Consider the following 23,952-nt stretch of genomic DNA (forward strand, 5'->3'; position numbering starts at 1 on the left):
GGTCAGTTGGCCTGGATGTTGGCGCTCTTGATCACATCGGCCCACAGGGCATATTCGCGGTCGATGCGCTGTTGCAGGGCGGCGGCGTCGCCGCTGTTGATGGTGTAGCCGCCGTCGGTCATGGCGCGGCGGAAGGCGGGGTCCTTCGATACCTCGGATAGCGCGCGTTTCAGGCGCGCCTGCACCGCGTCGGGCAGCTTGCGCGGGCCGACCAGCGCATACCAGCCGACCACCTCGTAGTCCTTCATGCCGGCCTCGATCATGGTGGGCACGTCGGGCAGCTCGGGGTTGCGGGTGCGCGAGGTGACCGCCAGCGCGCGCGCCTTGCCGCTCTTGATGAACGGAATCGCGGTGCTGGTGATGTCGAACATGAAGGTGATCTTGCCGCTGACCACGTCCATCATCGCCGGCGAGTTGCCGCGATAGGGCACGTGCAGCATCGGCACGCCGGCCTGCTTCTTCAGCAGTTCGGCCGAAAGGTGGTTCGACGCCCCGATGCCGGCCGAGCCGAACGACACGGCATCGGGATGGGCGCGGGCGTAGTCGACCAGCTCGCCCACGCTCTTGGCCGGGGCCTGCGGGCCGATCAGCAGAACGTTGGCGTAGTCGACCACCAGGCCGATCAGCGAGAAATCCTTGCGTGGATCGAACAGGGTGCTGCGCTGGACCAGTGGCGACATGGTCAGCGTGGGGCTGGCGGCAAAGCCCAGCAGGTAGCCGTCGGGCGGCGCCTTGGCGGTGGCGTCGGAAGCGATCATGCCGCTGGCGCCGGCGCGGTTCTCGACCACGACCGCCTGGCCCAGCTTGTCGCCCAGGTATTTGGCGAAGACGCGCGCGGTGGTGTCCACGGGGCCGCCGGGGGCGTAGCCCACCAGCAGGCGGATGGGACGGTCGGGGTAGGCGCTGTCGGCGGCGGCGCTGGCGCCGGTCGCCATGGCCGCCACGGCGGCGGCCGCGGCGAGCAGGGTCTTGATGTTCACGCTCATGTCTCCTTGTGGAATGAGCCGGTCGCGGAGCGGAACAGCGGGGCCGCGCCTACGCCAGCCTTTCTTTCAGCGGCTGCTTGAGGATCTTGCCGCTGACGGTGGTGGGAATCGTGTCGATGCAGTGGATCTGCGCCGGCCGCTTGTACGGCGCCAGCTGGGCGCGCAGGTGCAGCATCAGCAGATGGGTGTCCAGGCGCGCGCCGGCCAGGGGTTCGACGAAGGCGATGACTTCCTCGTTGTGGTCCTCGGTGGGGCGGCCCACCACCGCCGACAGGCGCACGCCGGGAAAGGCGTTGATGACCGCCTCCACCTCGATCGGGTAGACGTTGAAGCCGGAACGGATGATCAGGTCCTTGGAGCGGCCGGCGATGTAGAGCGCGCCGCGGTCGTCCAGGTAGCCGATGTCGCCGGTGTTGAGCCAGCCGCCAGGCAGCAGCGCCTGCGCGGTCTGCGCCGGGTCGCGGTAGTAGCCCAGCATCACGCCGGGGCCGCGGATCAGGATGTCGCCGCGTTCGCCCGGGCGCGGCGCGTCGGCGTCGGGACGGCCGATGCGCAATTGCACGCCGTCCACCGCGTAGCCGGCGCTGCAATCGGTCGGCGGCGCATCGATGTCGGTGATGAACATGGAGCCGGCGTACTCGGTGATGCCGTAGCCGTGGTGCATGGCGATACCGAAGTAGCGTTCGGCGTCGCGCTTGAGCGTGGGGTCGAGCGCCGCGCCGCCGGTGTAGAGATAGCGCAGCGCCGGGGCGCGAAATTCAGCGCGAGGCGGCGCGGCCGCCAGCATGCGGTTGAACATGGTCGGCACGCCCTGCAGGATGCTGACGCCGGGGTGGGCCAGCGCCTTGAAGGCATCCTCGGGATCGAAACGGCTGCGCAGCACCAGGCTGGCGCCGGCGTGCAGCGTCGCCATCAGCACGGTGGCGATGCCGAAGATGTGCGACAGCGGCAGGGCGGCGTAGCCGATGTCCCGGGGCGTCAGGCGGCGCGACGCCGCGGAGACGCCGGCGAAGTGCAGCAGGCCGCGGTGCGGCACCATGACGCCCTTGGGCGCGCCGGTGGTGCCGGATGTGTAGATCAGGGTGGCGACCTCGGCGGCCGGGGCGCCGGTTTCGGGTTGGGTCGGAGAATCCGCGCGCCGTGCCCGTACGCCAGGCCCCCAGGCGGCGGCATCGGCGGGTTGCGCTCCGGCCGCGTCGGCATGGGCGGCGGCGGCGCCGGAAACCCCGCTGGTGTAGAGCGTGATCTCGGGTTGGGCGTGGGCGCTGATCGCGGCGATTTCCCGCGCCGACAAGCGCGCGTTCACGCCAACCGGCCAGGCCCCGATGATGCCGCAGCCGAACAACGCGGCGATCATGGCGGCGCAGTTCTCGCCGACCATCAGCACGCGATGCCCCGGCCGTACGCCCGCCGCTGCCAGCCAGTCGGCCGCATCGCGGGCGCGCTGCCACAGTTGCGCATAGGTCAGGATGCCGCCGCCTTCCTCGTACAGGCAGATGGCGTCGGGCTGGCTGCCGGCCTGGCGGGCCAGCAGTTGGTGGATGCGGGTGAGCGGTTCGGCGTGCGACATGGTTGCTGCGGTCGGAATCAAAGCGTGGCGGCGGTGCCGAGGATGGCGGTGGCCTGGCTGGACAGCGTGCCGCCGTTGCCGTGCACCAGCGCCAGTTCGGCGTTGGCCACCTGGCGCGCGCCGGCCTCGCCACGCAGCTGCCGCACGGCCTCGATCATGATGAAGACGCCGTACATGCCCGGATGCACGCAGCACAGGCCGCCGCCGTTGGTGTTGACCGGCAGCCGCCCGTCGGGCGCGATGGCGCCGCCGGCGATGAAGTCCTTGCTCTCGCCCTTGGCGCAGAAGCCCAGGTCCTCCAGGAACAGCAGGGTGTTGATGGTGAAGGCGTCGTACAGCTCGACCACGTCGATGTCCTGGGCCGAGACGCCCGCCATGGCATAGGCGCGGCGGCCCGATACGCTGGCGGCGGTGACGGTCAGGTCTTCCATCGACGAGATCTGCCGGTTCCAGACGGCGGTGGCGTTGCCCAGCACGTAGACCGGCGGGCGCGGCAGGTCGCGGGCGCGGTCGGCGCGCACCAGCACGTAGGCGCCGGCGCCGTCGGTGACCAGGCAGCAATCGCGCACGCTCAAGGGATCGGACACCATGCGCGCGGCCAGGATCTGCTCCAGCGTGGCCGGCTCGCGCAACTGCGCCTCGGGATTGAGCTGGGCCCACTGGTTGGCGGCCAGCGCGACCTGCGCCAGGTGTTCGCGGCGGGTGCCGTACTGGTGCATGTGGCGCGCCGCGGCCAGCGCATACGACGACAGCGGGCTCAACGGTTCGTACGGCGTCTCGTAGGGCTGCGGATCGAACTGCTTGCGCACGCGGCCGATCTCGGCGCGGCTCAGCGTCGAGGTGCGCTGGGTGCTGCCATAGCAGACCAGCACCGCGTTGCATTGGCCCGAGGCCAGCGCGTGCAGCGCCGGCAGCAGGTGCGCCACGAAGCTGGAACCGCCCAGCATGGTGCTGTCGATGAAGCTGGGGCGGATGCCCAGGTGCTCGATGACCGGCATCGCCCACATCGGCGCGGCCACGCTGGCGGTGCAGATGCCGTCGATGTCGCGCATTGACAGGCCGGCGTCGGCCACGGCGCGCTGTGCCGCCTGCACCAGGATTTCCATTTCGGTGTAGCCGTTGGCCTGGCCCAGGCCGGCATGGCCGACGCCCGCCACCGCGACGGCGCCGCGCAGATCGTTCAGCGTCATTGCGCCTCCTTGTTGGGAACAAAGACCAGCAGGCCGCGGCCTTCCGTCACGGCCACCTGGGCCCGCACCGCCATGCCGATGCGCACGGCATCGGGCGCCACGCCCTCGACCCGGCTCATCAGGCGCACGCCCTCGGCCAGGTCGACCAGCGCCACGTTGTAGTCGCCGCCCGCCTCGGGCTTGCGCCGCACGATGGTGGTGGAATAGACCGTGCCGCGCCCGTCCGGCGTGCGCCAGGACAACTGGTCCGCGCCGCAATGCGGGCAGATCATGCGGGGATAGAACACGGCGCGGTCGCAGGCGTCGCAGTGCTGGATCTGGAAGCGTCCCTGGTCGAGCGCCTGGCGGTATTGCGCCTCGGCGCCTTCGGCGGCGCGTGGGTCGGTTGCGGTCATTGCATGGGTTCCGGATGGACGAGCCGCCAGTGTCGGGGCTGGCGCCGGCCGGTGCCATTCTTCATTGCTGAAGCAGGCCTTTTGCCGGCCCGTAGTGCCCGTGCCCTACACCGAGGCAAAAGGCGGTCTTCCGCAACCGCAGATTGTCCGGCGCCGGGTCGGCATGGCTAGATAGCCGCCAAAGGAGGTAGGCCATGAATCTGACCTGGACGCCGGAGGAGATCCGGTTCCGCGAAATGGTGCGCGCGTTCGCCGCCGACCGGCTGCCGCGGGACATCCGCGACAAGGTGCGCCGGCATCAGCGGCTGGAACGCGACGACTACGTGCGTTGGCACAACATCCTGGCCGACCAGGGCTGGGGCGCGCCGAACTGGCCGGTCGAACATGGCGGCACCGGCTGGAACGCGCTGGAACGGCTGATCTTCGAAGTGGAATGCTTCAAGGCCGGCGCGCCGCGCCTGCTGCCGTTTGGCCTGTCCATGATCGGCCCGGTGCTGATGAAGTACGGCAGCGCCGAGCAGCAGGCGCGCTTCCTGCCGCGCATGCCGCGGGTGCAGGACTGGTGGTGCCAGGGCTATTCCGAGCCCGGCTCGGGGTCGGACCTGGCCTCGCTCAAGACCCGCGCGGAGCGCGATGGGGATGAATACGTGGTCAACGGCCAGAAGACCTGGACCACGCTGGCGCAGTACGCCGACTGGATGTTCTGCCTGGCGCGCACCGATCCCGACGCGCGCGCCCAGCGCGGCATCTCGATGCTGCTGCTGGACATGCGCGCGCCGGGCGTGACCGTTCGCCCGATCCGCACGCTCGACGGCGGTCACGATGTCAACGAAGTGTGGCTGGAGAACGTGCGGGTGCCCGTGGCCAACCTGGTGGGCGAGGAGAACCAGGGCTGGACGTACGCCAAGTACCTGCTGGGCCACGAGCGCACCGGCATCGCCGGCCTGGGCCATTGCCATCGCGAACTCGGCATCCTCAAGGACATGGCTGCGCGCGCCACTTCGCGCGGCCGGCCGCTGCTGGCCGACAGCCGCATGCGCGACCGCATCTCGCGCATCGAGGTCGACATCATGGCGCTGGAAATGCTGCTGCTGCGCGTGGCCGCCAGCAACGGCGGCACGCCCGGCCCGGAGGCCTCGGTGCTCAAGATCCGGGGTTCCGAGATCCAGCAGGACCTGGCCATGCTGCAGATGGAAATCGCCGGTCCCGACGCCTGGCCCTACGACCCCGAATGGATGCTGGCCGATGCCGCCTATCACGGCCCCGGCCCGGAGATGGCGGCGGCGTCGGGCGCGGGCTATGCCGACATGCGCAAGACCTCGATCTACGGCGGCACCACCGAAGTGCAGAAGGGCATCATCGCCCGCCTGGTGCTGGGCCTGTAGGCCCGGCCCGCATCCGCAAGGAACGACGCATGGATTTCCTCTATACCGAAGAACAGCGCATGCTGGCCGACAGCCTGCGCCGCCTGGTGGACCAGGCATGGACCCGCCCGCAGCGCCGCGCCCGCGAGGCCGCGGGCCGGCTCGATCCGGCGGCCTGGAGCGCGCTGGCCGAGCTGGGCGTGCTGGGGCTGAACATTCCGCAGGAAGCGGGCGGCTTTGGCGAAGTGCCGGCCAGCCTGCTGCCGGTGCACCTGGAGCTGGGGCGCGGACTGGTGGCCGAGCCGGTGATTCCCAGCGCGGTGATGGGCGCGGCATTGATCGGCGCCTGCGGCGACGCGGCGCGCGCCCGCTGGCTGCCGCACATCGCGTCGGGGGACAAGGTGGTCAGCGTGGCCTACCAGGAACCCGGACGCCGCTACCAGGCCGATCCCGAGGGCTGCCGCGCGACGCGCAGCGGCGACGGCTGGCGGCTGGATGGCGCCAAGCACCTGGTGTGGCACGGCGCGGCGGCCCAGGCCTGGCTGGTGAGCGCGCGCGGGGAAGACGGCGTCACGCTGCTGCTGGCGGTGCCGGCGCAGGCCGCCGGGGTGCGCGTCACCGATACGCCAACGCTGGACGGCGCGCGCTGCGCCCGGCTCGATTTCGATGCCGTATCGCTTGGCGCCGACGCCCTGCTGGCGCAAGGCGAGGCGGCCGACGCGGCCTTGGCGCAGGCGTTGCAATGGGGCACGGCGGCGCTGTGCGCCCATGCGGCGGGCGCGATGGAACGGTTGCTTGAGATCACCGTCGACTATCTCAAGACGCGCAAGCAGTTCGGCCAGCCGCTGGCCTCGTTCCAGGCGCTGCAGCATCGCCTGGCCGAGATGCTGGTGGCCAAGGAACTGGCGCTGTCCATGGCCTATGTGGCCGTGGCCGCGCTGACCGAAGCGGACCTGGCGCAGCGCCGCCGCATGCTGGCCTCGGCCAAGCTCGAAACCGCGCGCGCCGGCCGGCTGGTGGCGCAGATGGCGGTGCAGCTGCACGGCGGCATGGGCATGACGGACGAACTGGAGGTCGGCGATTACTTCAAGCGCCTGACGGTCGCGGACCTGCTGCTGGGCGACAGCGCCGAGCAACTGGCGGTGCTGGAGGAACTGGCATGAGCGCCGCCGACTATACCCAGATCACGTTCACCCTGGAGCGGGGCGTGGGCGTCATCACGCTCAACCGCCCCGAGCGTCTGAACAGCTTCACTGCGGTCATGCACGCCGAACTGGCGCGGGCGCTGGACGCACTGGAAGCGCACGCCGGATTGCGCGGCGTGATCCTGACCGGCGCCGGCCGCGGCTTCTGCGCCGGCCAGGACCTGGGCGAGCGCAAGCCGGCCGAGGACGGCTCGCGCCGCGACCTGAGCGAGAACCTGGAAAAACTGTACAAGCCGCTCATCCTGCGGTTGCGCGCGCTGCCGGCGCCAGTGGTGTGCGTCATGAACGGCGTGGCGGCCGGCGCTGGCGCCAGCCTGGTGCTGGCGTGCGACGTGGTGTTCGCGGTGGAGTCGGCGCGCTTCATCCAGGCCTTCAGCAAGATCGGTCTGTTGCCGGACGCGGGCGGCACCTGGTTCCTGCCGCGCCTGGTGGGTACGGCGCGGGCCATGGGCGCGGCCCTGTTCGGCGAGGCCGTCAGCGCGCGCCAGGCCGAGGCGTGGGGGCTGATCTGGCGCGTCGTGCCGGACGCGGCGCTGGCGGCAACCCTGGCCGACGTGCGCGCCACGCTGGCGGCCGGACCCACCCGCGCCTATGCCGCCACCAAGGCCGCCCTGCATGCCTCCAGCGGCAACACGCTGGCGCAGCAGTTCGATCTGGAATGCGCCTTGCAGCGCGAACTGGGCTACACCGACGATTACCTGGAAGGCATGCGCGCCTTCGCGCAGAAGCGCGCGCCAGCGTTCACCGGGCGCTAGGGCCCGCGGCGCGAGGCTCCTTGTCGTGTGAACAGCCTGCTGGGCGTGGCATCGCGGCGCGCGGGACGGCTGGGGCGCCTGCCGCCGCCAGCGCGTCACGCGGCCGCCGGCTGCCGGATCTGTTCGATCAGTTCGCGGGCGCAGCCGGGCAAGGCATCGATATCGCGCACCAGCAGCTTGCGCTCGCGCACCACCCATGGCTCGTCCAGTTCCACCACCCGCAGCTTCATTTCCGCGCCATAGCGGCGCGCCGCCGAATCCGGGATCACGCCGACGCCGACGCCCGCCTGCACCATGCGGCAGATCGAGTCGAAGCTGTACAGCTGGATGCGCTGCGGCAGGCGCTGGCCGATGCGCTCGAGCTGGTCGCGCAGGAACGCCACCAGCGTCGAGCCTTCGTGCATGGTGATGAATGGATAGCGCACCGCGTCGGCCAGCTTGACCTTGTCCTGCTCCTGCAGGGGGTGGCCGTTGGGCACCACCAGCACCAGCCGGTCGGTGCTGAAGTGGATGGTCTGCAATTCAGGGGCGTCGACCGGGCCGGCGACGATGCCCAGGTCGGTGGTGCCGTCCAGCACGCCGCGCACGATGTCGCGGGTCAGGCGTTCCTGCAGGTCGACCGTGACGCCGGGGTGGCCCGCCAGGAAGCGCGCCAGGATGTCGGGCATGAATTCCGTCACCGCCGTGGTGTTGGCGAAGATGCGGATGTGGCCGGCATCGCCGTCGGCCTGCTCCTGGAAGTCGTGCTTCAGGTGATCGACCTGGCGCATGATGACCCGCGCGTGCTGCAACAGCCGCTGGCCGGCCGGGGTGATTTCCACGCCGCGGCTGTCGCGGTACAACAGGCGGGTATTGAGCTGGTTCTCCAGCGCCTTGATCCGCACGCTGACGGCGGCCAGCGACAGGTGCGCCCGCTTGGCGGCCTGCGTCAGGCTGGGGGATTCGGCGATGTGGATGAACAGGCGGAGGTCGGCGAGATCGAAGTGCATGGCGCCTATATTACGGCGGCCGGCGCCGGGCGCACGATTCAGGCGCCCCAAACCCGGCCTTGAGTAAAAATGAATTCACAGCGCCCGCGGCATGCGGGATGCTAGCCGCCAGGACATTTATCAAAGGAATATCGGCATGACATCGACAGACCCGGCCGGCTGGATCGGCAGCGGCGAGCGCCAGGCGGACGCGCTGGACCCCGGCCATGCGGCGCGCATCGCCGCCACGCTGGGCGGCCCCGCGCCCGCCGTGGGCGATCCCTTGCCCCCCTTGTGGCAGTGGGCGTTCTTCATCAGCACGGTCGCGGCCGACGGATTGGGGACGGATGGGCACCCGGCTCGCGGCGGCTTCCTGCCGCCGGCGCAGGACCGCAACCGCATGTGGGCCGGCGGCCGCGTCGAATTCCGCCAGCCGCTTCGGGTGGGCGTGCCGGCCGAACGGGTCTCGGTGGTGGCCGACGTCAAGGAAAAGGCCGGCCGCACCGGCGCGCTGCTGTTCGTGACGGTGCGCCACGAATACCGCCAGGACGGCGAGGTGGCCATCCTGGAAGAGCAGGACATCGTCTACCGCCAACCCACGCCGCCCAAGCTCACCGGCACCGAGCCGGCGCCGCAGGCCCAGTGGCGCGACACCATCGAACCCACCTCGGTGCTGCTGTTCCGCTATTCCGCCGTGACCTTCAACGGCCACCGCATCCACTACGACCATCCCTACGTCACCGGCACCGAAGGCTATCCGGGGCTGGTGGTGCACGGCCCGTTGATCGCCACCGAGATGGTCGCCGCCTTCCTGCGCGCCCACCCCGGCGCGCGTCCCTCGCACCTGTCGTACCGCGGCCTGCGGCCGCTGATTTCACCCACGCCTTTCCAGGTGGCCGGCCGGGTCGAGGAACCGGGCCTGGCCCGGCTCTGGGCCGAGCAGGACGGCACGCTGGCCCACCAGGCCGAACTGAGGTTCACCGCATGAGCACGCCAGCCCCCCGCCCACTGGACGGCATCACCGTCGTCAGCCTCGAGCACGCCATCGCCGCGCCGTTCTGCACCCGCCAGCTGGCGGACATGGGCGCGCGCGTCATCAAGATCGAACGCCCCGGCGCGGGCGACTTCGCCCGCGGCTACGACGAGCGCGTGCGCGGCCTGTCGTCGCACTTCGTCTGGACCAACCGTTCCAAGGAAAGCCTGACGCTGGACCTCAAGCGCGACGAAGCCAGCGACATCATGGAACGCCTGCTGCAACAGGCCGACGTGCTGGTGCAGAACCTGGCCCCCGGCGCCGCGGCGCGCCTGGGGTTGTCGTTCGAGGCGCTGCACGCCAAGTATCCGCGCCTGATCGTCTGCGACATCTCCGGCTATGGCGAAGGCGGTCCCTACCAGGACAAGAAGGCCTACGACCTGCTGATCCAGAGCGAAAGCGGCTTCCTGTCGGTCACCGGCACCGCCGACGACCCGGTCAAGGCCGGCTGTTCCATCGCCGACATCTCGGCCGGCATGTACGCCTATTCCGCCATCCTCAACGCGCTGCTGCTGCGCCAGAAGACCGGCCTGGGCAGCCGCCTGGACGTCTCCATGCTCGAAAGCATGGTCGAGTGGATGGGCTTCCCGATGTACTACGCGTTCGAGGGCGCCAAGCCGCCGGTGCGCGCCGGCGCGGCCCACGCCTCGATCTACCCGTACGGCCCGTTCCCCACCGGCGACGGCAACACCATCATGCTGGGCTTGCAGAACGAACGCGAATGGCGCGTGTTCTGCGCCCAGGTGCTGCGCCAGGCCGAACTGGCCGAGGACCCGCGCTTCGCCACCAATTCGCTGCGCACCGCCAACCGCGAGGCCCTGCGCGCGCTGATCGTGGCGGCCTTCGCCGACCTCAGCGTGCAGCAGGTCACCGACCGGCTGGAGGACGCGCAGATCGCCAACGCCCGCGTCAACGACATGGCCGGGGTCTGGGCCCACCCGCAATTGCGGGCGCGCGATCGCTGGAGCCAGGTCGACAGCCCGGCAGGCACGCTGCCGGCGCTGCTGCCGCCGGCCAGCAGCAACGCCTTCGCGCCGCGCATGGCGGCGGTGCCCGCCGTGGGCGAGAACACGGATGCGGTGCTAGCATCATTGGGATACGCGCCCGAACAGGTGGCGCGATTCCATGCTTCGGAGGTGGTGTGATGCATTCCGTCGTTCGTACCGCGCTGTTCGTGCCGGCCTCCCGTGCCGAACGCATCCCCAAGGCCCTGGCCAGCGGCGCCGACGCCGTCATCGTCGACCTGGAAGACGCGGTCGAGCACCTGGCCAAGGCCTCGGCGCGCGAAGCGCTCTGTGACTTCCTGGGCACCCAGCCGCAGGCGCGGGTCTGGGTGCGCATCAACGACGCCTCCACCTCGTGGCACGACGACGACCTGAAGGCCTGCCGCGGCAAGCCCGCGGTGGCCGGCATCCTGCTGCCCAAGGCCGAAAGCCTGGCGCAGGTGCGCCACGTGGCGCAGACCGGGCTGCCGGTCATTCCCATCCTGGAAACCGCGCGCGGCATCCTCAACGCCGCCGAGGTCGCGGGCACGCCCGGCGTGGCGCGGCTGGCGTTCGGCAGCCTCGACTATGGCCTGGACCTGGGCGTGGCGCCGGACACGGCCGGCGCCGAGACCGTGCTGGACCAGGCCCGCGTGCAGGTGCTGCTGCATACCCGGTCCGCCGGCCTGGCGCCGGCGCTGGACGGCGTGTTCCCGGGCGTGGAGGACCAGGACGGCCTGTCCGCCGCCGCCGCGCGCGCGCTGCAGATGGGATTCGGCGGCATGCTGTGCATCCATCCCGCGCAGGTGCCGGTGATCCACGCCGCCTTCGCGCCCGATCCGGCCGAGCTGGCCTGGGCCCGCCGCGTGGTCGACGCGCATCGCGACAAGGCCGCCGGCACCTTCATGCTCGACGGCAAGATGGTGGACGCGCCCGTCATCACCCGCGCCCGCCGCGTGCTGGCGCAGGCCGGCGAAGCCAGCGCCGGTTGATCCCGTCCGGCGTTGTCCGGCCTACAATCCGGCAACCCTTTCCGCGGACGGTCTCATGAGTGCAGCGCTTTTCATCGGGCATACCTACATCGACGTCACCGTGCTGGCCGACGAATGGCCCACCGGCGACGAGAAAAGCGTGGCGCGCGACTACGCCGTGTCGTTCGGCGGCAATGCCGTCACCGCGGCGTTCGCCTGCGGCAGGCTGGGCACGAAGCCCGACCTTATCTGCTCGCTGGCGCCGGACTGGCTCGGCCACATGTACACCGACATGGCGGCCGCGCACGGCGTCACGCTGCACGGGCGCCAGGTGCGGCGCTCGTCGCTGTCGTTCATCATGCCCAACCATGGCAAGCGCGCCATCGTGCGGGCGCGCGATGCCGACTACCTGAACGATTTCCCGCGCCTGGACGTCAGCGGCTACCGCGCGCTGCACCTGGACGGCCACCAGCCCGACGCCGCGCTGCACTATGCGCGCGCCTGCCGCCAGGCCGGCATCCTGACCTCGCTCGATGGCGGCGGCGTGCGAGAGAACACCGACGAACTGCTGCGCCATATCGACGTGGCCGTCTGCGCCGAACGCATGTGCGAGCAGCTGGACCTGTCGCCGCATGGCTTGCTGGACCTGCTGAAACAGCGAGGATGCCGCATCGGGGCGGTGACGCTGGGCGAGCGCGGCATGCTCTGGTACGACGAAACCGGCGCGGTCGACACGCTGCCGTCGCTGGACGTGCCGGCCGACCGCATCATCGATACCTCCGGCGCGGGCGACGTGTTCCACGGCGCCTATGTCTGGTCGTACGTCAACCGGCCCGAGCTGGCCTGGCAGGAACACTTCACCTTCGCCCGCGCCGCCTCGGCGCACAAGATCCAGCACCTGGGCAACGAGGCCGGACTGCCCGGCGTGGACGACGTCGAACGCGCCATGCTGGCGTTCGCGCCCAAGGCGTGACGCGGCCGCAGGGCCGATCTTCAAGGTAATCAGGAAGGCGGCGGCAACCGTGCCGCCAGGCGCTGTTCAGTCCAGCCGTTCGATCGGCTGGTCGGTGATGTCGCCGAGCCAGGCGTCGAGGCCGCGGCCGGCCAGCGTCAGCGTCGGCGCCAGGTCGCGCAGCGGACGCAGCACGAAAGCGCGCAACTGCATGCGCGGGTGAGGCAGGACCAGGCGCTCATGCGCCATGGCGGCGTCGCCATGCAGCAGCAGGTCCAGGTCGAGGGTACGCGGCGCGTTGCGATAGGGCCGCTCACGGCCATGGCGCAATTCCAGCGCCTGCAGCAGATCCAGCAGGTCGAGAGGCGCCAGCGTGGTGTCGAGCGCGGCGACCGCGTTGACGAAGTCCGGGCCGGTGGCGTCCACCGGCGCCGTGCGGTAGAACGGCGAGGCCGTCACCGCGATGATGCCGTCGGTGGCGGCCAGCTCGGCCAGCACGCTGCGCAACGTTGCCGCGCTGTCGCCCAGGTTGGCGCCCAGCCCGATGTAGGCGCGCACGGGGGCGGCCATGGCTTTATTCGGCGCCGCCGGCACTGCCCGCGGCGCTGCCCGCGCCACGCGAGGACGAACGGCGGCGCGGCCGGCGCTTGCGCGCCGATGGCGCCGGGCCGTCGCTGGCGTCGCGCGGTAGGCGCGAGACTTCCTCGATCATGTCGGCGCGAGTGGCGTCGTCGGCGTTGGCCAGGTCCATCCACCACTGCGCCAGCACGCTGTCGAACTCGCCGGCGGCGGCCCGCAGTTGCAGGAAGTCGCAGGCGGCGCGGAAGCGCGGCTGCTCGATCATGCGGAAGATGGTCTTGCCCATGCGGCGCTCGAAGCGCGGCTGCATGAACCAGATCTCGCGCATGTCCGACGAGAAGCGGCGCTGGATCGCGAGCTTCTCGGTCTGCTCGTCGAGCACCGAGTCGGCGGCCTGCGACAGCGCCGGGATGGTGTGTTCGCCCTGGGCGCGCAGCTGCTTCCAGCGCACCTCCACCTGTTGCCACAGCAGCGCGGCGAACAGGAAGCTGGGGCTGATGGTCTTGCCGGCGCGCACGCGGGCGTCGGTGCGTTCCAGCGCCAGTTCCACGAAGTGCTCGCCGCCCGGCTGTTCCAGCACCACGTCCAGCAGCGGCAGCAGGCCGTTGTGCAGGCCGTCGGCGCGCAGCTGGCGCAGGCAGTCCATGGCGTGGCCGCAGGTCAGCAGCTTGAGCATCTCGTCGAACAGGCGCGAAGCCGGCACGTTCTCGATCAGGTCGGCCATGGTGCGGATCGGCTGGCGCGTGGCCGGGTCGATCGTGCCGTTCAGCTTGGCGGCGAAACGCACCGCGCGCAGCATGCGCACCGGATCTTCGCGGTAGCGCTTGGCCGGGTCGCCGATCATGCGGATCTGGCGCTTTTTCAGGTCGGCCACGCCGTTGTGGAAGTCGATGACTTCCTCGTTGTGCGGGTCGTAGTACAGCGCGTTCATGGTGAAGTCGCGGCGCGCCGCGTCTTCCTCGTGCGTGCCGAACACGTTGTCGCGCAGGATGCGGCCGTGCGCGTCGGTTTCCTGGTCTTCCGAGGCGGGCGCGCGGAAGGTGGAGGTCTCGATGATTTCCTGGCCGAACACCACGTGCACCAGCTGGAAGCGGCGGCCGATGATGCGGGCGCGGCGGAACAGCGGGCGGATCTGCTCGGGCGTGGCGTTGGTGGCGACGTCGAAGTCCTTGGGTTCCAGGCCGACGATCAGGTCGCGCACCGCGCCGCCGACGATATAGGCTTCATAGCCATGCTGGCGCAGCACCTCGCATACCTTGATGGCGTGGCGCGAGACGTTGCGGCGGTCGATGCCGTGCTTGTCGCGTCCGATGCGCAAAGGCCCCCGGGCTGCCGGCGCGAACAGTCGGCCGACGAATTTTTTTATGGTTTCGGTGATCATTTAGGACTTGGCATCCATGACGTGGTCGAACAGATCGATCACTTGCCAGCCGCGTTCCTGCGCGATGGCGCGCAGGGCGGGGCTGGGGTTGGCGGCGATCGGGCGGGTCACCTTTTCGAGCAGCGGGACATCGTTGACCGAATCACTATAGAAAAACGATTCGGGGAAATCCGCAAGCCCCAGGCCCATGGCCGCCAGCCAGTCGTTGACGCGCACGACCTTGCCTTCCTTGAAGCTGGGGGTGCCGAGGATGCGGCCGGTGTAGCGGCCGCGCTGGACTTCGGCGTCGGTGGCCACCAGGTGGGGGATGCCGAAGGCGCGGGCGATGGGGGCGGTGACGAAACTGTTGGTGGCGGTGACCACGGCGCACAGATCACCCGCCATCAGGTGCGATTCGACCAGCGCGCGCGCGGCGGGCGTGATCGACGGGCGGATGACCTCGGTCATGAAATCCTCGTGCCAGGCGGCCAGCTCGAACGGCGCGTGCGCCGCCAGCAGCCCCAGCATGAACTCGGCTGCCTGCTCGGCGGTGAGCTCGCCGCGGTTGTAGCGGTCCATCAGGTCGTCGTTCTGGCGGCGGGCCTCGGCGGGATCGCCGGCGCGGCCGGTGCGCGCCAGGTAGTCGGCCCATTGGTAGTCGCTGTCCAGCGGCAGCAGGGTGTGATCCAGGTCGAACAGGGCGAGACGTCGGGAGGTCATGTGCGTTGCGAATCGGGGTCTGCGAGCATGGCGCGCAGCAGGGGCAGGGTGATGGGACGGCCGGTGGCCAGGGAGTAGCGGTCCAGCGCGTCCAGCAACGCCGCCAGCTTGCGGATGTCGCGCTCGTGGTGCGTCAACATCCAGTTGATGATTTCGGGCGCCAGGTGCAGGCCGCGTTCGGCCGCCTGGGCCGCCAGCGCCGCCAGCTTGTCGGCGTCGGAAAGGGGATCGAGGCGGAACACCAGGTCCCAGCCCAGCCGGGTGCGCAGGTCTTCGCGCAGCGGCATCGACAGCGTCGAGCGGTCGCCGGCCACGGCCAGCGCGAAGGCGCGGCCGGTGGCGGCCGATTCGCGCCAGCGGTTGTACAGGGCAAAGAGGCCTGCCTGGCGGTGCTCGTCCATGAGGTGCACGTCGTCCACCGCCACGAACTTGGGCATGGGCGACTTGGAATCGGCCTCGGCCAGCACGCGCAGGATGTTGGCGCTGTTGGCCGCTTCGATGTAGACGGCGTCGGGGCGCGCGGTCAGCGCGCGCAGCAGATGGCTGCGGCCACAGCCGGCCGAGCCCCAGATGTACAGCGCGCGGCCGGGAGCGAGCGTGCGCACGGCCGCCAGCGCCTCTCCGTTGGGACCGGCGATGAAATTGTTCAGCGAGGGCGCTGGCGCGGGAAGAACGTCGAGCAGCAGCTGGCGGTTCATGAGAGGTTATCGATCAGGCGGGTAGAGCCAGGCTCCGGGGTGAGCCCATGGCCGGCGGCGGCGTTGCCCGCCAGAAACTGGCAAAATCGCTATCGGCCAACCCTACACTTTAAACCACCCGGGGCGCCGGTGTCGCGTCCAAGCCCTTTGCCTGGCTTGGGTTTGCGCCAAAATGGCGCCGCGCCGGGCCGGAGCCGTCCCGCCCGCCGCTGGCGGCTTTCGCCGGGCGCTGGCCAGGACCGGGCCGCAACATCGTAAAATGCAGGGCGTTCCACCCCAATTCCCAGCAATTGTTACATATCCCACGGCATTTCTCATGACGAATCAACCCAAAGCTCCCCTGACCTACCGTGACGCCGGTGTCGACATCGACGCGGGCGACGCCCTGGTCGACCGTATCAAACCGCTTGCGGCGCGCACCATGCGCCCCGGGGTGCTGGCCGGTATCGGCGGCTTTGGCGGCCTGTTCGAAGTGCCCAAGAACTACAAGGAGCCCGTGCTGGTCTCGGGCACCGACGGCGTCGGTACCAAGCTGCGCCTGGCGTTCGACTGGAACCGCCACGACACCGTCGGCATCGACCTGGTGGCGATGAGCGTCAACGACATCCTGGTGCAGGGCGCCGAGCCGCTGTTCTTCCTGGATTACTTCGGTTGCGGCAAGCTTTCGGTGGACACGGCGGCGTCGGTGGTGGGCGGCATCGCCAAGGGCTGCGAACTGTCGGGCTGCGCCCTGATCGGCGGCGAAACCGCCGAAATGCCGGGTATGTACCCCGACGGCGAATACGACCTGGCTGGGTTCGCGGTGGGCGCGGTCGAGAAGTCGGCCATCATCGACGGCAAGTCGATCAAGGTCGGCGACGTGGTGCTGGGCCTGGCGTCCAGCGGCGCGCACTCGAACGGCTATTCGCTGCTGCGCAAGATCCTGGAGCGCGCCGGCGCCAAGCCCGACGACGACTTCCACGGCCAGCCGCTGGTCGACGTGGTCATGGCCCCCACCCGCATCTACGTCAAGCAGGTGCTGGCCGCGCTGGCCAAGCACGGCGCCGCCATCAAGGGCCTGGCCCACATCACCGGCGGCGGCCTGCTCGACAACGTGCCGCGCATCCTGCAGGACGGCCTGTCGGCCCGCCTGCGGCGCGACAGTTGGGAAATGCCCAAGCTGTTCCAGTGGCTGCAGGAGCAGGGCGGCGTCGAGGACACCGAGATGTACCGCGTCTTCAACTGCGGCATCGGCATGGTGCTGGTGGTGGATCCGGCCCAGGCCGACGCCATCGCCGCCACGCTGCGCGAGCAGGGCGAAACCGTCAGCAAGCTGGGCGAGATCGTCGCGCAGACCGAAGGCATGCCCCAGACCGTGGTGGTCTGAGCCGGCTGGCCTCGCAATCAACAACCCGCCCTGGTGGCGGGTTTTTCTTTCGCAGTCCGGCTAGAAGAACTTGACCCGGCCCGCGTCCTCGCGGAATGCTTCTCCCGTATCCAGGTCCGTGCGCCAGATGGTGTCGTGAACGGACAGAAAGCCACGCACCTCCCGGTTGGCGTCCCGCGCGTCGCGCCAGGCCGCCTGGAACCAGGCGAGGTAGGTCTCCGTCATTATTTCGCGCAGTTCGTCGCCGAAATCGTCGTCCTCGTTGTCCATGGCTTCGGTCAACGCGGCGTCGACATCGGGCGCAATCAACGGGTACTGCAATGCCAGCCGCAGGCCCCGTCCACAGTAGCCGGAGCGTGTGTTCAGGGGAATCGCGACGGGAGTGAACGACTCCCAGTCGTACTCGAAGTGGATGGCGTCCACGGTTTCCCTGGAAACTCCCTCCTCCAGCGTGAACGGACGTTCCCGCAGCAACCGCTGGATTTCACTGATCAGGGCCTGGCCCTGCTTGCGCAGTCCGGCGGCAAAAGACTGGTTCGCTTCGTTGATTTCCATCCGTTCGATATCCCGTGGTCAGGCGCTGCCGCAAGGGCCGGCTGCGGCGAAAAGGTCAGGCGCGAAAGCAGGCAGCCTCTTGCGTCAGGATGCGTCGGCCAGTGCCGCGGCCACCGCGTCGATGGTCTGCGCCACCGCGTCGGCCGCCAGGCAGTCGACGATCACGCGCTCGGGCTGGGCCCGCAGCCAGGTGATCTGGCGCTTGGCCAGCTGGCGGGTGGCGGCGATGCCCTGTTCGCGGGCTTCCTCCAGGCTGATCTCGCCGTCGAGATGGGCCCACATCTGGCGGTAGCCCACGCAGCGCACCGACGGCAGGCCCGGGTGCAGGTCGGCGCGCGCATGCAGGCCGCGCACTTCTTCCAACAGGCCGCTGGCCAGCATCGCGTCGAAGCGCTGTTCGATGCGCGCGTGCAGCGCAGCGCGCTCCGAGGGTTCCAGGCTGATGGTCAGGTAGCGGTTGTCGTCGTCGCCGGCGGCGGCGCGCTGGCGGCCGAGCAGCGCCGACATGGGCTGGCCCGATAACTGGCAGATCTCCAGCGCGCGCTGGATCCGCTGGCTGTCGTTGGGCGCCAGGCGCGCGGCGGTGACGGGGTCGAGCCGCGCCAGCTCGGCGTGCAGCGCCGGCCAGCCGTCGCGGGCGGCGCGCGCTTCCAGTTCTGCGCGCAGCGCGGGGTCGGCCTGCGGCAGGTCGTCCAGGCCGTCGCGCAGCGCCTTGTAGTACATCATGGTGCCGCCGGCCAGAAGCGGAATGCGGCCGCGCGCGCGGATCTCGTCGATCAGGCGCAGCGCGTCGGCGCGGAATTCGGCAGCCGAATACGACTGCGCCGGGTCCCGGATATCCAGCAGATGCTGGGGCACCTGCGCTTGTTCGGCCGGCGACGGCTTGGCGGTGCCGATGTCCATGCCGCGGTAGATGGTGGCCGAATCGACGTTGACGATCTCCAGCGGCCAGCGTTCGGCCAGCGCCAGGGTGGAGGCGCTCTTGCCGGCCGCGGTGGGGCCGGCCAGGCAGATGACGAGGGGAGGGGCGGACACGGGCAAGACCTATTGCCCGCGCAGGAACAGCTTGTCCAGGTCGGACACCGACCACTGCACCCAGGTGGGCCGGCCGTGGTTGCACTGGTCGGCGCGCTCGGTGGCTTCCATCTGCCGCAGCAGGCCGTTCATCTCTTCGATCGTGAGCTTGCGGTTGGCGCGCACCGAACCGTGGCAGGCCATGGTCGAGAGCAGTTCGTTGCGCTGTTCGGTCAGCAGGCGCGACACGCCCACGCCGGCCAGGTCGCGCAGCACGGCGCGCGCCAGCGTCTCGATGTCGCCGCGCGCCAGGATCGCCGGCACCGAGCGCACCGCGATCGAGGTGGGGCCGGACGGTCGCATCTGGAAGCCGAGGTCTTCCAGCTGTTCCTCGAATTCCTCGACCACCGCCACATCCTTTTCCTGGGCGTGGAACACCACCGGCACCAGCAGGTCCTGGCGCGGCAGGCTGCGCGCGTCCAGCGCCTGCTTGAGCTGTTCGTAGACCACCCGTTCATGGGCGGCGTGCATGTCCACCAGCACCATGCCGCGGCGGTTCTGCGCCAGGATGTAGATGCCGTGCAACTGGCCCAGCGCCATGCCGAGCGGGTGTTCCTCGTCGGCCGGCAGCGTCGGCGCGGGCGCGGCCTGCGGCGCCAGCGCCGCCACGTCGCGCAGCGGCTCGACGCGCGCGGCGGTGTCTTCGGTCAGCGGGCGATACAGCGATTGCCAGTCGGCGGCGGGAATCCCGGCCGGCTCGGCGTGCAGGCGGAACGGCACCTGTGTATGCGGGCGCTGCGGCGCCGGCGTGGGCCGCAGGCCGTAGGCGGGCGCGGCGCCCGGGCTGGCGCCGGTATAGCCGGGGCGAGGCGTGTCGGCCGGCGTGGAGGCGGGCAAGCCGTCGGCTGCCGCGGGCGCTGACGGCGCCACGGTCTCGAATCCATCATCGTCATCGCGCGTCGCCGCGGCCGGCGCCACCGCCGACGATCCGCCGGTCTGCGCCAGCGTCTGGCTGACCGCGTGGTTGACGAAGCGGTGCACCGCGCCGCTGTCGCGAAAGCGCACCTCGTGCTTGGCCGGATGCACGTTGACGTCGACCGCGGCCGGGTCGATGTCCAGGAACAGCACATAGGCCGGCTGGCGGTCGCCATGCAGCACGTCGGCGTAGGCGGCGCGCAGCGCGTGGCTGACGGTGCGGTCGCGTACGTAGCGGCCGTTGACGTACAGGTACTGGCGGTCGGCGCGGGCGCGGGCCGCGGTGGGGCGGGTGATCATGCCGGCCAGGCTGACCGTGCCGACGCTGTGCGACAGCAGCAGGCCGTGCTCGGCGAACTCCGCGCCCAGCACGTCGCGGATGCGCTGCGGCGGTTCGGCCGGCAGCCATTGGCGTTGCGCGCGGTCGTGGTGGAACAGGCGGAAGGCGATCTGCGGATGGGCCAGCGCGATGCGCTCCATGGCGTCGACGCAGTGGCCGAACTCGGTGGCTTCCGAGCGCAGGAACTTGCGCCGCGCCGGCACCGCGTCGAACAGCTGGCGCACGTCCACGGTGGTGCCCGGCGGACCCGAGGCGGGGGTGACCTGCATGTTGCCGGCCTGGATCTGCCAGGCATGCTCGCCGTCACGGGTGCGCGAAATGATGGACACCTGCGCCACCGAGGCGATCGAGGCCAGGGCCTCGCCGCGGAACCCCATGGACGCGACCGATTCCAGTTCGTGCAGGTTGCGGATCTTGCTGGTGGCGTGGCGCGCCAGCGCCAGCGGCAGTTCCTCGGGGGGAATGCCGCCGCCATCGTCGGTCACGGCGATGCGGCGGATGCCGCCGCCCTCCAGGCGCACCTCGATCGCGCGCCCGCCGGCGTCGATGGCGTTCTCGAGGATTTCCTTGAGCACCGAGGCGGGTCTCTCGATCACTTCGCCCGCGGCGATCTGGCTGATCAGCAGATCGGGCAGCGCAAGAATGGAGCGGCGTTCTGTCATGGGGTGTTCCGGTATAGCCATAGGGAGGATTTTAGCCTCTGGATGGGCTGGGCTATAGTCGTGGCCTTATTCCCCTTCCGCTTCCAGGGACGTATTGATGCTCGATTTTTTCCAAATGGTGCTCCACATCGACCAGACCCTCGGCGTCTGGGTCCAGCAGTATGGCGTGTGGGTCTATCTGGTGCTGTTCCTGATCGTTTTCGCGGAAACCGGGCTGGTGGTGCTGCCGTTCCTGCCGGGCGATTCGCTGCTGTTCATCGCCGGCGCCTTCGGCGCCACCGGCAGCCTGGATCCGGTGCTGCTGGGGGCGCTGCTGATCGTGGCCGCCATCACCGGCAACAGCGTGAACTACGCCATCGGCCGCTACATCGGGCCGCGCGTGTTCTCGATGAACCTGCGCTTCCTGGATCGCGGCGCCCTGATGCGCACGCACGCGTTCTACGAAAAGCACGGCGGCAAGACCATCGTCATGTCGCGTTTCATCCCCGTGGTGCGCACGTTCGCGCCGTTCGTGGCCGGCGTGGCCGACATGCCGTTGTCGCGCTTCCAGCTGTTCAATATCCTGGGAGCCCTGCTGTGGGTGGTGAGCCTGGTGGCGGCGGGTTATTTCTTCGGCAACATCCCGCTGGTGAAGGAACACCTGAACACCATCGTGCTGATCGGCCTGGCCGCGGCCATCGTGCCGGTGGTGGGCGCGGCGTTGTTCAAGCTGCTGCGCGCGCGCCGGGGCGGCTGACCGCGGCAATGCGAGCCTGGCCACCCCGGAAATGGGATAACGACGGAATCAGAACATCGCGGTGAGGCTTAGCTGGTAGGTCCTGCCGGGCGCGGCGCCCAGGGCGATATCACGCAGATCCTGCTCCGAGGTCGTCGTCATTTTTCTATTGCTGGCGTATTCCCAGTATCTGCGGTTGGTGAGGTTGTAGACTCCCATCGCCACTGTCAGGTGTTTCTTCACGTTGTAGTAGGCCGTCAGATCGAAAATGCTGTATCCGGGGACGCGCAGGTAGTTCTTTTCGTACTTCCCGGAATATTCTTCGAATGAGAGGCTGCCATTGTTCGGGAAATTCTGGCGGACAGGATCGACGGCTTGCTTGCCCTTGACGAAGGTGGCGGTAAGGCTCGCGCCGTAGCGGTTCTGAGGATCATCCCACGCCAATGATGCAATGGCCTTGACAGGCAACACGCTGTCCAGCTCCACCCAGCCATCACCCGAATACGATGATTTCGATTTGCCCTGGTTGTAACCCACGGCAAAAGTGCTGCTCAGTCCGTGGCCGGCGCCGAACAGCGCGCCATAATCGATCCGGGTGACGACCTCGGCGCCATAGATGTATGCCTTGTCGCGGTTCTCCGCGATGGTGAGGCTGGAGATCGAGGCCGGAAGCCTGGCCAGCAGGCTTTGCACGCCCGGTTTCGGCGCGCCTGTCTGGTAGTCCCTCAAGGCGTATTTCCGGTTATAGATGAAATTGTCGTAGCTGTTGTAGAAGACATTGCCGCGCACCGTAAGGCCACGGGCTGCCTTGCCAACCACCCCTAATTCAAACTGGTTGCTGGTTTCGGACTTGAGGTCGGAATTGCCCACCATGGCGGGCGAGGCGCGCCCGATCCTGGGGTGCAGCCAGATTCCCGCTATCTGGCTGCTGGTGGGGTAGGAGACCCCGCGTTTGTACTGCAGGTAGGTATTGAACCCCTGCTTGGACGCATACATGACGGTCAACGAAGGCAATAGCTTCCAGTCCGTAAACGTCTTGCCATGTATCTCGTTGATTTCCGCCAGCGTCAATGCGCCCAGCGCCTTGTCGTCGGACGGCGCCTCAAAGCCCTGCGGGTTGATTTTGTGCCACGAGTATTTCAGGCCCGGCATTACCGAAAGCGCGCCGATGGTGATGGTGTCGCTCAGCCACACATTCGTGTCATAGGTCCTGTTGTTGCCCTGTGGCTGCAAGGTGGGATGGTCCGCGCCGACCTGTTCAAACGGCCGGGAAAAATCCGTTATCGAGAAATTCACGCCGTAATTCAATGCCTGGGCGCCATAGTCCTTGGTGATTTCGCTTTGCAGGCCATAAGTCTTGGTGTTCATGTTGGAGAAGGTCGAAACATTCTCCAAGGGGTTCTCCGTCTCCATGCCGGTCGACCTCCACCTGGAGGAAGTGACGATATCCTGTGCTGACACCGTGTCGTCGCCAACGCGCGTGCGCTGATAGAAGACCTTGCTTTCCATCGTGTCTATCAGGGTGTTGTTTCGTGGCGTGAATACGTGCGCCAGGCTGATTGAGTCGCGTTGCGTGGAGTTCTTCTGCCCGTGTGAGCCCACGATGCTCTCGCGGGCGGCGCTGCTGTTCAGCTTTTTATACATGGGCGCGCTCTCCCTGCTGGATTTACGGTAGAAATCCAGGGTGCCTATGATCCGGCCGCTGCCGCCGGTATCGATCACGCCATTGATCAGCGCCGCATCAGAATGCCAGCGCATCGGATAAGTATCCAGGTAGCCGCTGTTGTTTTGCGTCTGCCTGCCATCACGGCGGCTGTAGGCGAACAATGCCCGGGCGCTGTCATTGCCGAACGCGGTGGTCACGCCGTTGTGCCAGCCATGATCGGTCGTGTCGAACTCGCCGGTGTATTCCAGGTAGCTGCGTTTACCGTCCGTGAGATAGGCATCCGGTGATTTGCTGACGAATGACACGGAGCCGCCGACCACGTTCTTGACCGTGTTCTGGCGTGATCCGGAAGCGATGTTCACCTGGCCGTACAGATAGGGATCGATGTAATCGCGGCCAATGCCAAAAGTATCTTCACCGCTGGAGACCGCGTAACTGCGCCCGGTGGCGTCCGGCAAGGGGATGCCGTTGACATCCAGCGCCACCCGGTTGCCGTCCAGGCCGCGAATGTTGTAGCTGCTGTAACCGCCACGGTCAAAACCCGATTTGCCGTTGCGGGACCCGCTGTTCACGCCCGATGCGCTGATCAGCGGTTGGTAGCGCATGATGGTGCCAAAGTTGTTGCCACCCGTCCTTTTCAGCTCATCGGCGGAAATGGATTGCGTGGTGACATCTTCCGGCTTGATGGTTGCGCTAACAGTGATCGGCGAAAAAATCTTCAACCCATCACGAGCGTCGTGCCTGGCCTCGCCGGGCGTGGCCTCGTTCGGGACGGTCTGGCCATAAGAGGTTGTGGACAACAGGAGGGCTGCCGCCAGCGATATTTTCGTGCGTTTCATGTTCCAGAATCCCTGCATGATGAATACAGGATTGCGCTGGAACGCAAGGCGGAGCGGATAGCAGGCGGACGGCCATGGATCTTTCCAAAAG

Annotated in this window: 22 protein-coding genes; 9 read left to right on the top strand and 13 right to left on the bottom strand. The window is 68.7% G+C overall.

The genetic code is table 11. The features are described 5' to 3' along the window. Positions 1–2 precede the first annotated feature (2 nt). From ACUTAG_RS19280 to ACUTAG_RS19295, 4 genes are read right to left on the bottom strand one after another with little or no spacing between them, the layout of a single operon-like run. Entirely contained in the window at positions 3–980 is a 978-nt protein-coding gene (locus ACUTAG_RS19280; protein ID WP_006388874.1) for a Bug family tripartite tricarboxylate transporter substrate binding protein, read from the bottom strand. A gap of 55 nt (positions 981–1,035) precedes the next feature. Then, positions 1,036–2,556: a class I adenylate-forming enzyme family protein gene (locus tag ACUTAG_RS19285; RefSeq protein ID WP_346506965.1), complete on the bottom strand. Its 1,521-nt coding sequence runs from the start codon at positions 2,554–2,556 to the stop codon at positions 1,036–1,038. Positions 2,557–2,573: 17 nt separating this feature from the next. Continuing rightward, positions 2,574–3,746: a thiolase gene (locus tag ACUTAG_RS19290; protein WP_446650277.1), complete on the bottom strand. Its 1,173-nt coding sequence runs from the start codon at positions 3,744–3,746 to the stop codon at positions 2,574–2,576. Further along, positions 3,743–4,141 (bottom strand): Zn-ribbon domain-containing OB-fold protein, encoded by a 399-nt coding sequence (locus tag ACUTAG_RS19295; protein WP_047992605.1) that lies wholly within the window; start codon positions 4,139–4,141, stop codon positions 3,743–3,745. Before ACUTAG_RS19295 ends, ACUTAG_RS19290 begins: the two co-directional genes overlap by 4 nt. A gap of 194 nt (positions 4,142–4,335) precedes the next feature. Here ACUTAG_RS19295 and ACUTAG_RS19300 point away from each other — a divergent pair, with 194 nt between their 5' ends. The 3 genes from ACUTAG_RS19300 to paaG are packed head-to-tail and all read left to right on the top strand — an operon-like array spanning position 4,336 to position 7,465. Next, on the top strand, positions 4,336–5,526 hold the full coding sequence (locus ACUTAG_RS19300; protein WP_054473649.1) for an acyl-CoA dehydrogenase family protein: 1,191 nt from the start codon (positions 4,336–4,338) through the stop codon (positions 5,524–5,526). 29 nt (positions 5,527–5,555) lie between these two features. Continuing rightward, the gene (locus ACUTAG_RS19305; RefSeq protein WP_054473648.1) at positions 5,556–6,668 is read left to right on the top strand and encodes an acyl-CoA dehydrogenase family protein; all 1,113 of its coding nucleotides are present in this window, start codon (positions 5,556–5,558) and stop codon (positions 6,666–6,668) included. Further along, complete coding sequence (gene paaG / locus ACUTAG_RS19310; protein WP_054473646.1) at positions 6,665–7,465, top strand: 2-(1,2-epoxy-1,2-dihydrophenyl)acetyl-CoA isomerase PaaG; 801 nt, start codon at positions 6,665–6,667, stop codon at positions 7,463–7,465. The genes ACUTAG_RS19305 and paaG overlap by 4 nt, the downstream gene beginning before the upstream one ends. Positions 7,466–7,560: 95 nt before the next feature. Here paaG and ACUTAG_RS19315 read toward each other — a convergent pair whose 3' ends face one another. Further along, entirely contained in the window at positions 7,561–8,454 is an 894-nt protein-coding gene (locus ACUTAG_RS19315) for a LysR substrate-binding domain-containing protein (RefSeq protein ID WP_049055670.1), read from the bottom strand. Between the two features lie 136 nt (positions 8,455–8,590). Between ACUTAG_RS19315 and ACUTAG_RS19320 the strand changes: the two genes are divergently transcribed. The 4 genes from ACUTAG_RS19320 to ACUTAG_RS19335 are packed head-to-tail and all read left to right on the top strand — an operon-like array spanning position 8,591 to position 12,393. After that, positions 8,591–9,421 carry an FAS1-like dehydratase domain-containing protein gene (locus ACUTAG_RS19320; protein WP_054473645.1) on the top strand — a complete coding sequence of 277 codons (831 nt, stop codon included), beginning with the start codon at positions 8,591–8,593 and terminating at the stop codon, positions 9,419–9,421. Then, positions 9,418–10,611 carry a CaiB/BaiF CoA transferase family protein gene (locus ACUTAG_RS19325; protein WP_054484508.1) on the top strand — a complete coding sequence of 398 codons (1,194 nt, stop codon included), beginning with the start codon at positions 9,418–9,420 and terminating at the stop codon, positions 10,609–10,611. Before ACUTAG_RS19320 ends, ACUTAG_RS19325 begins: the two co-directional genes overlap by 4 nt. After that, a complete protein-coding gene (locus ACUTAG_RS19330; RefSeq protein ID WP_047992599.1) occupies positions 10,608–11,441 on the top strand; it encodes an HpcH/HpaI aldolase/citrate lyase family protein in 834 nt (277 codons plus the stop codon). The genes ACUTAG_RS19325 and ACUTAG_RS19330 overlap by 4 nt, the downstream gene beginning before the upstream one ends. 55 nt (positions 11,442–11,496) lie before the next feature. Beyond that, on the top strand, positions 11,497–12,393 hold the full coding sequence (locus ACUTAG_RS19335) for a sugar kinase (protein ID WP_006388885.1): 897 nt from the start codon (positions 11,497–11,499) through the stop codon (positions 12,391–12,393). A gap of 66 nt (positions 12,394–12,459) precedes the next feature. Here ACUTAG_RS19335 and ACUTAG_RS19340 read toward each other — a convergent pair whose 3' ends face one another. The 4 genes from ACUTAG_RS19340 to hda are packed head-to-tail and all read right to left on the bottom strand — an operon-like array spanning position 12,460 to position 15,729. Next, positions 12,460–12,942, bottom strand: a complete 483-nt coding sequence (locus ACUTAG_RS19340) for a 2-amino-4-hydroxy-6-hydroxymethyldihydropteridine diphosphokinase (RefSeq protein WP_020925063.1) — start codon at positions 12,940–12,942, stop codon at positions 12,460–12,462. Positions 12,943–12,946: 4 nt separating this feature from the next. Continuing rightward, positions 12,947–14,332: a polynucleotide adenylyltransferase PcnB gene (pcnB, locus tag ACUTAG_RS19345; RefSeq protein WP_020925062.1), complete on the bottom strand. Its 1,386-nt coding sequence runs from the start codon at positions 14,330–14,332 to the stop codon at positions 12,947–12,949. Beyond that, the gene (locus ACUTAG_RS19350) at positions 14,333–15,031 is read right to left on the bottom strand and encodes an HAD family hydrolase (protein WP_429942251.1); all 699 of its coding nucleotides are present in this window, start codon (positions 15,029–15,031) and stop codon (positions 14,333–14,335) included. Beyond that, on the bottom strand, positions 15,028–15,729 hold the full coding sequence (gene hda / locus ACUTAG_RS19355; RefSeq protein ID WP_006388889.1) for a DnaA regulatory inactivator Hda: 702 nt from the start codon (positions 15,727–15,729) through the stop codon (positions 15,028–15,030). The genes ACUTAG_RS19350 and hda overlap by 4 nt, the downstream gene beginning before the upstream one ends. A 316-nt stretch (positions 15,730–16,045) precedes the next feature. Here hda and purM point away from each other — a divergent pair, with 316 nt between their 5' ends. Continuing rightward, positions 16,046–17,095 carry a phosphoribosylformylglycinamidine cyclo-ligase gene (gene purM, locus ACUTAG_RS19360; RefSeq protein WP_054513469.1) on the top strand — a complete coding sequence of 350 codons (1,050 nt, stop codon included), beginning with the start codon at positions 16,046–16,048 and terminating at the stop codon, positions 17,093–17,095. Between the two features lie 60 nt (positions 17,096–17,155). On the opposite strand, the gene ACUTAG_RS19365 is transcribed toward purM, so the two are convergent. The 3 genes from ACUTAG_RS19365 to mutL all read right to left on the bottom strand — a co-directional run bounded on the left by ACUTAG_RS19365 (position 17,156) and on the right by mutL (position 20,641). Continuing rightward, complete coding sequence (locus ACUTAG_RS19365; RefSeq protein ID WP_006388891.1) at positions 17,156–17,650, bottom strand: hypothetical protein; 495 nt, start codon at positions 17,648–17,650, stop codon at positions 17,156–17,158. An 84-nt stretch (positions 17,651–17,734) separates the two neighbouring features. Further along, complete coding sequence (gene miaA, locus ACUTAG_RS19370) at positions 17,735–18,685, bottom strand: tRNA (adenosine(37)-N6)-dimethylallyltransferase MiaA (protein WP_107316015.1); 951 nt, start codon at positions 18,683–18,685, stop codon at positions 17,735–17,737. A gap of 9 nt (positions 18,686–18,694) precedes the next feature. Next, the gene (gene mutL, locus ACUTAG_RS19375) at positions 18,695–20,641 is read right to left on the bottom strand and encodes a DNA mismatch repair endonuclease MutL (protein ID WP_446650278.1); all 1,947 of its coding nucleotides are present in this window, start codon (positions 20,639–20,641) and stop codon (positions 18,695–18,697) included. Between the two features lie 97 nt (positions 20,642–20,738). Here mutL and ACUTAG_RS19380 point away from each other — a divergent pair, with 97 nt between their 5' ends. Beyond that, positions 20,739–21,377, top strand: a complete 639-nt coding sequence (locus tag ACUTAG_RS19380; protein ID WP_020925056.1) for a VTT domain-containing protein — start codon at positions 20,739–20,741, stop codon at positions 21,375–21,377. Positions 21,378–21,425: 48 nt separating this feature from the next. Here ACUTAG_RS19380 and ACUTAG_RS19385 read toward each other — a convergent pair whose 3' ends face one another. Then, positions 21,426–23,861, bottom strand: coding sequence for a TonB-dependent receptor domain-containing protein (locus ACUTAG_RS19385; protein WP_227739998.1), 2,436 nt, complete (start codon positions 23,859–23,861; stop codon positions 21,426–21,428). Positions 23,862–23,952 lie beyond the last annotated feature (91 nt).

This window comes from Achromobacter sp. CSND-B12 (genome assembly GCF_052906545.1).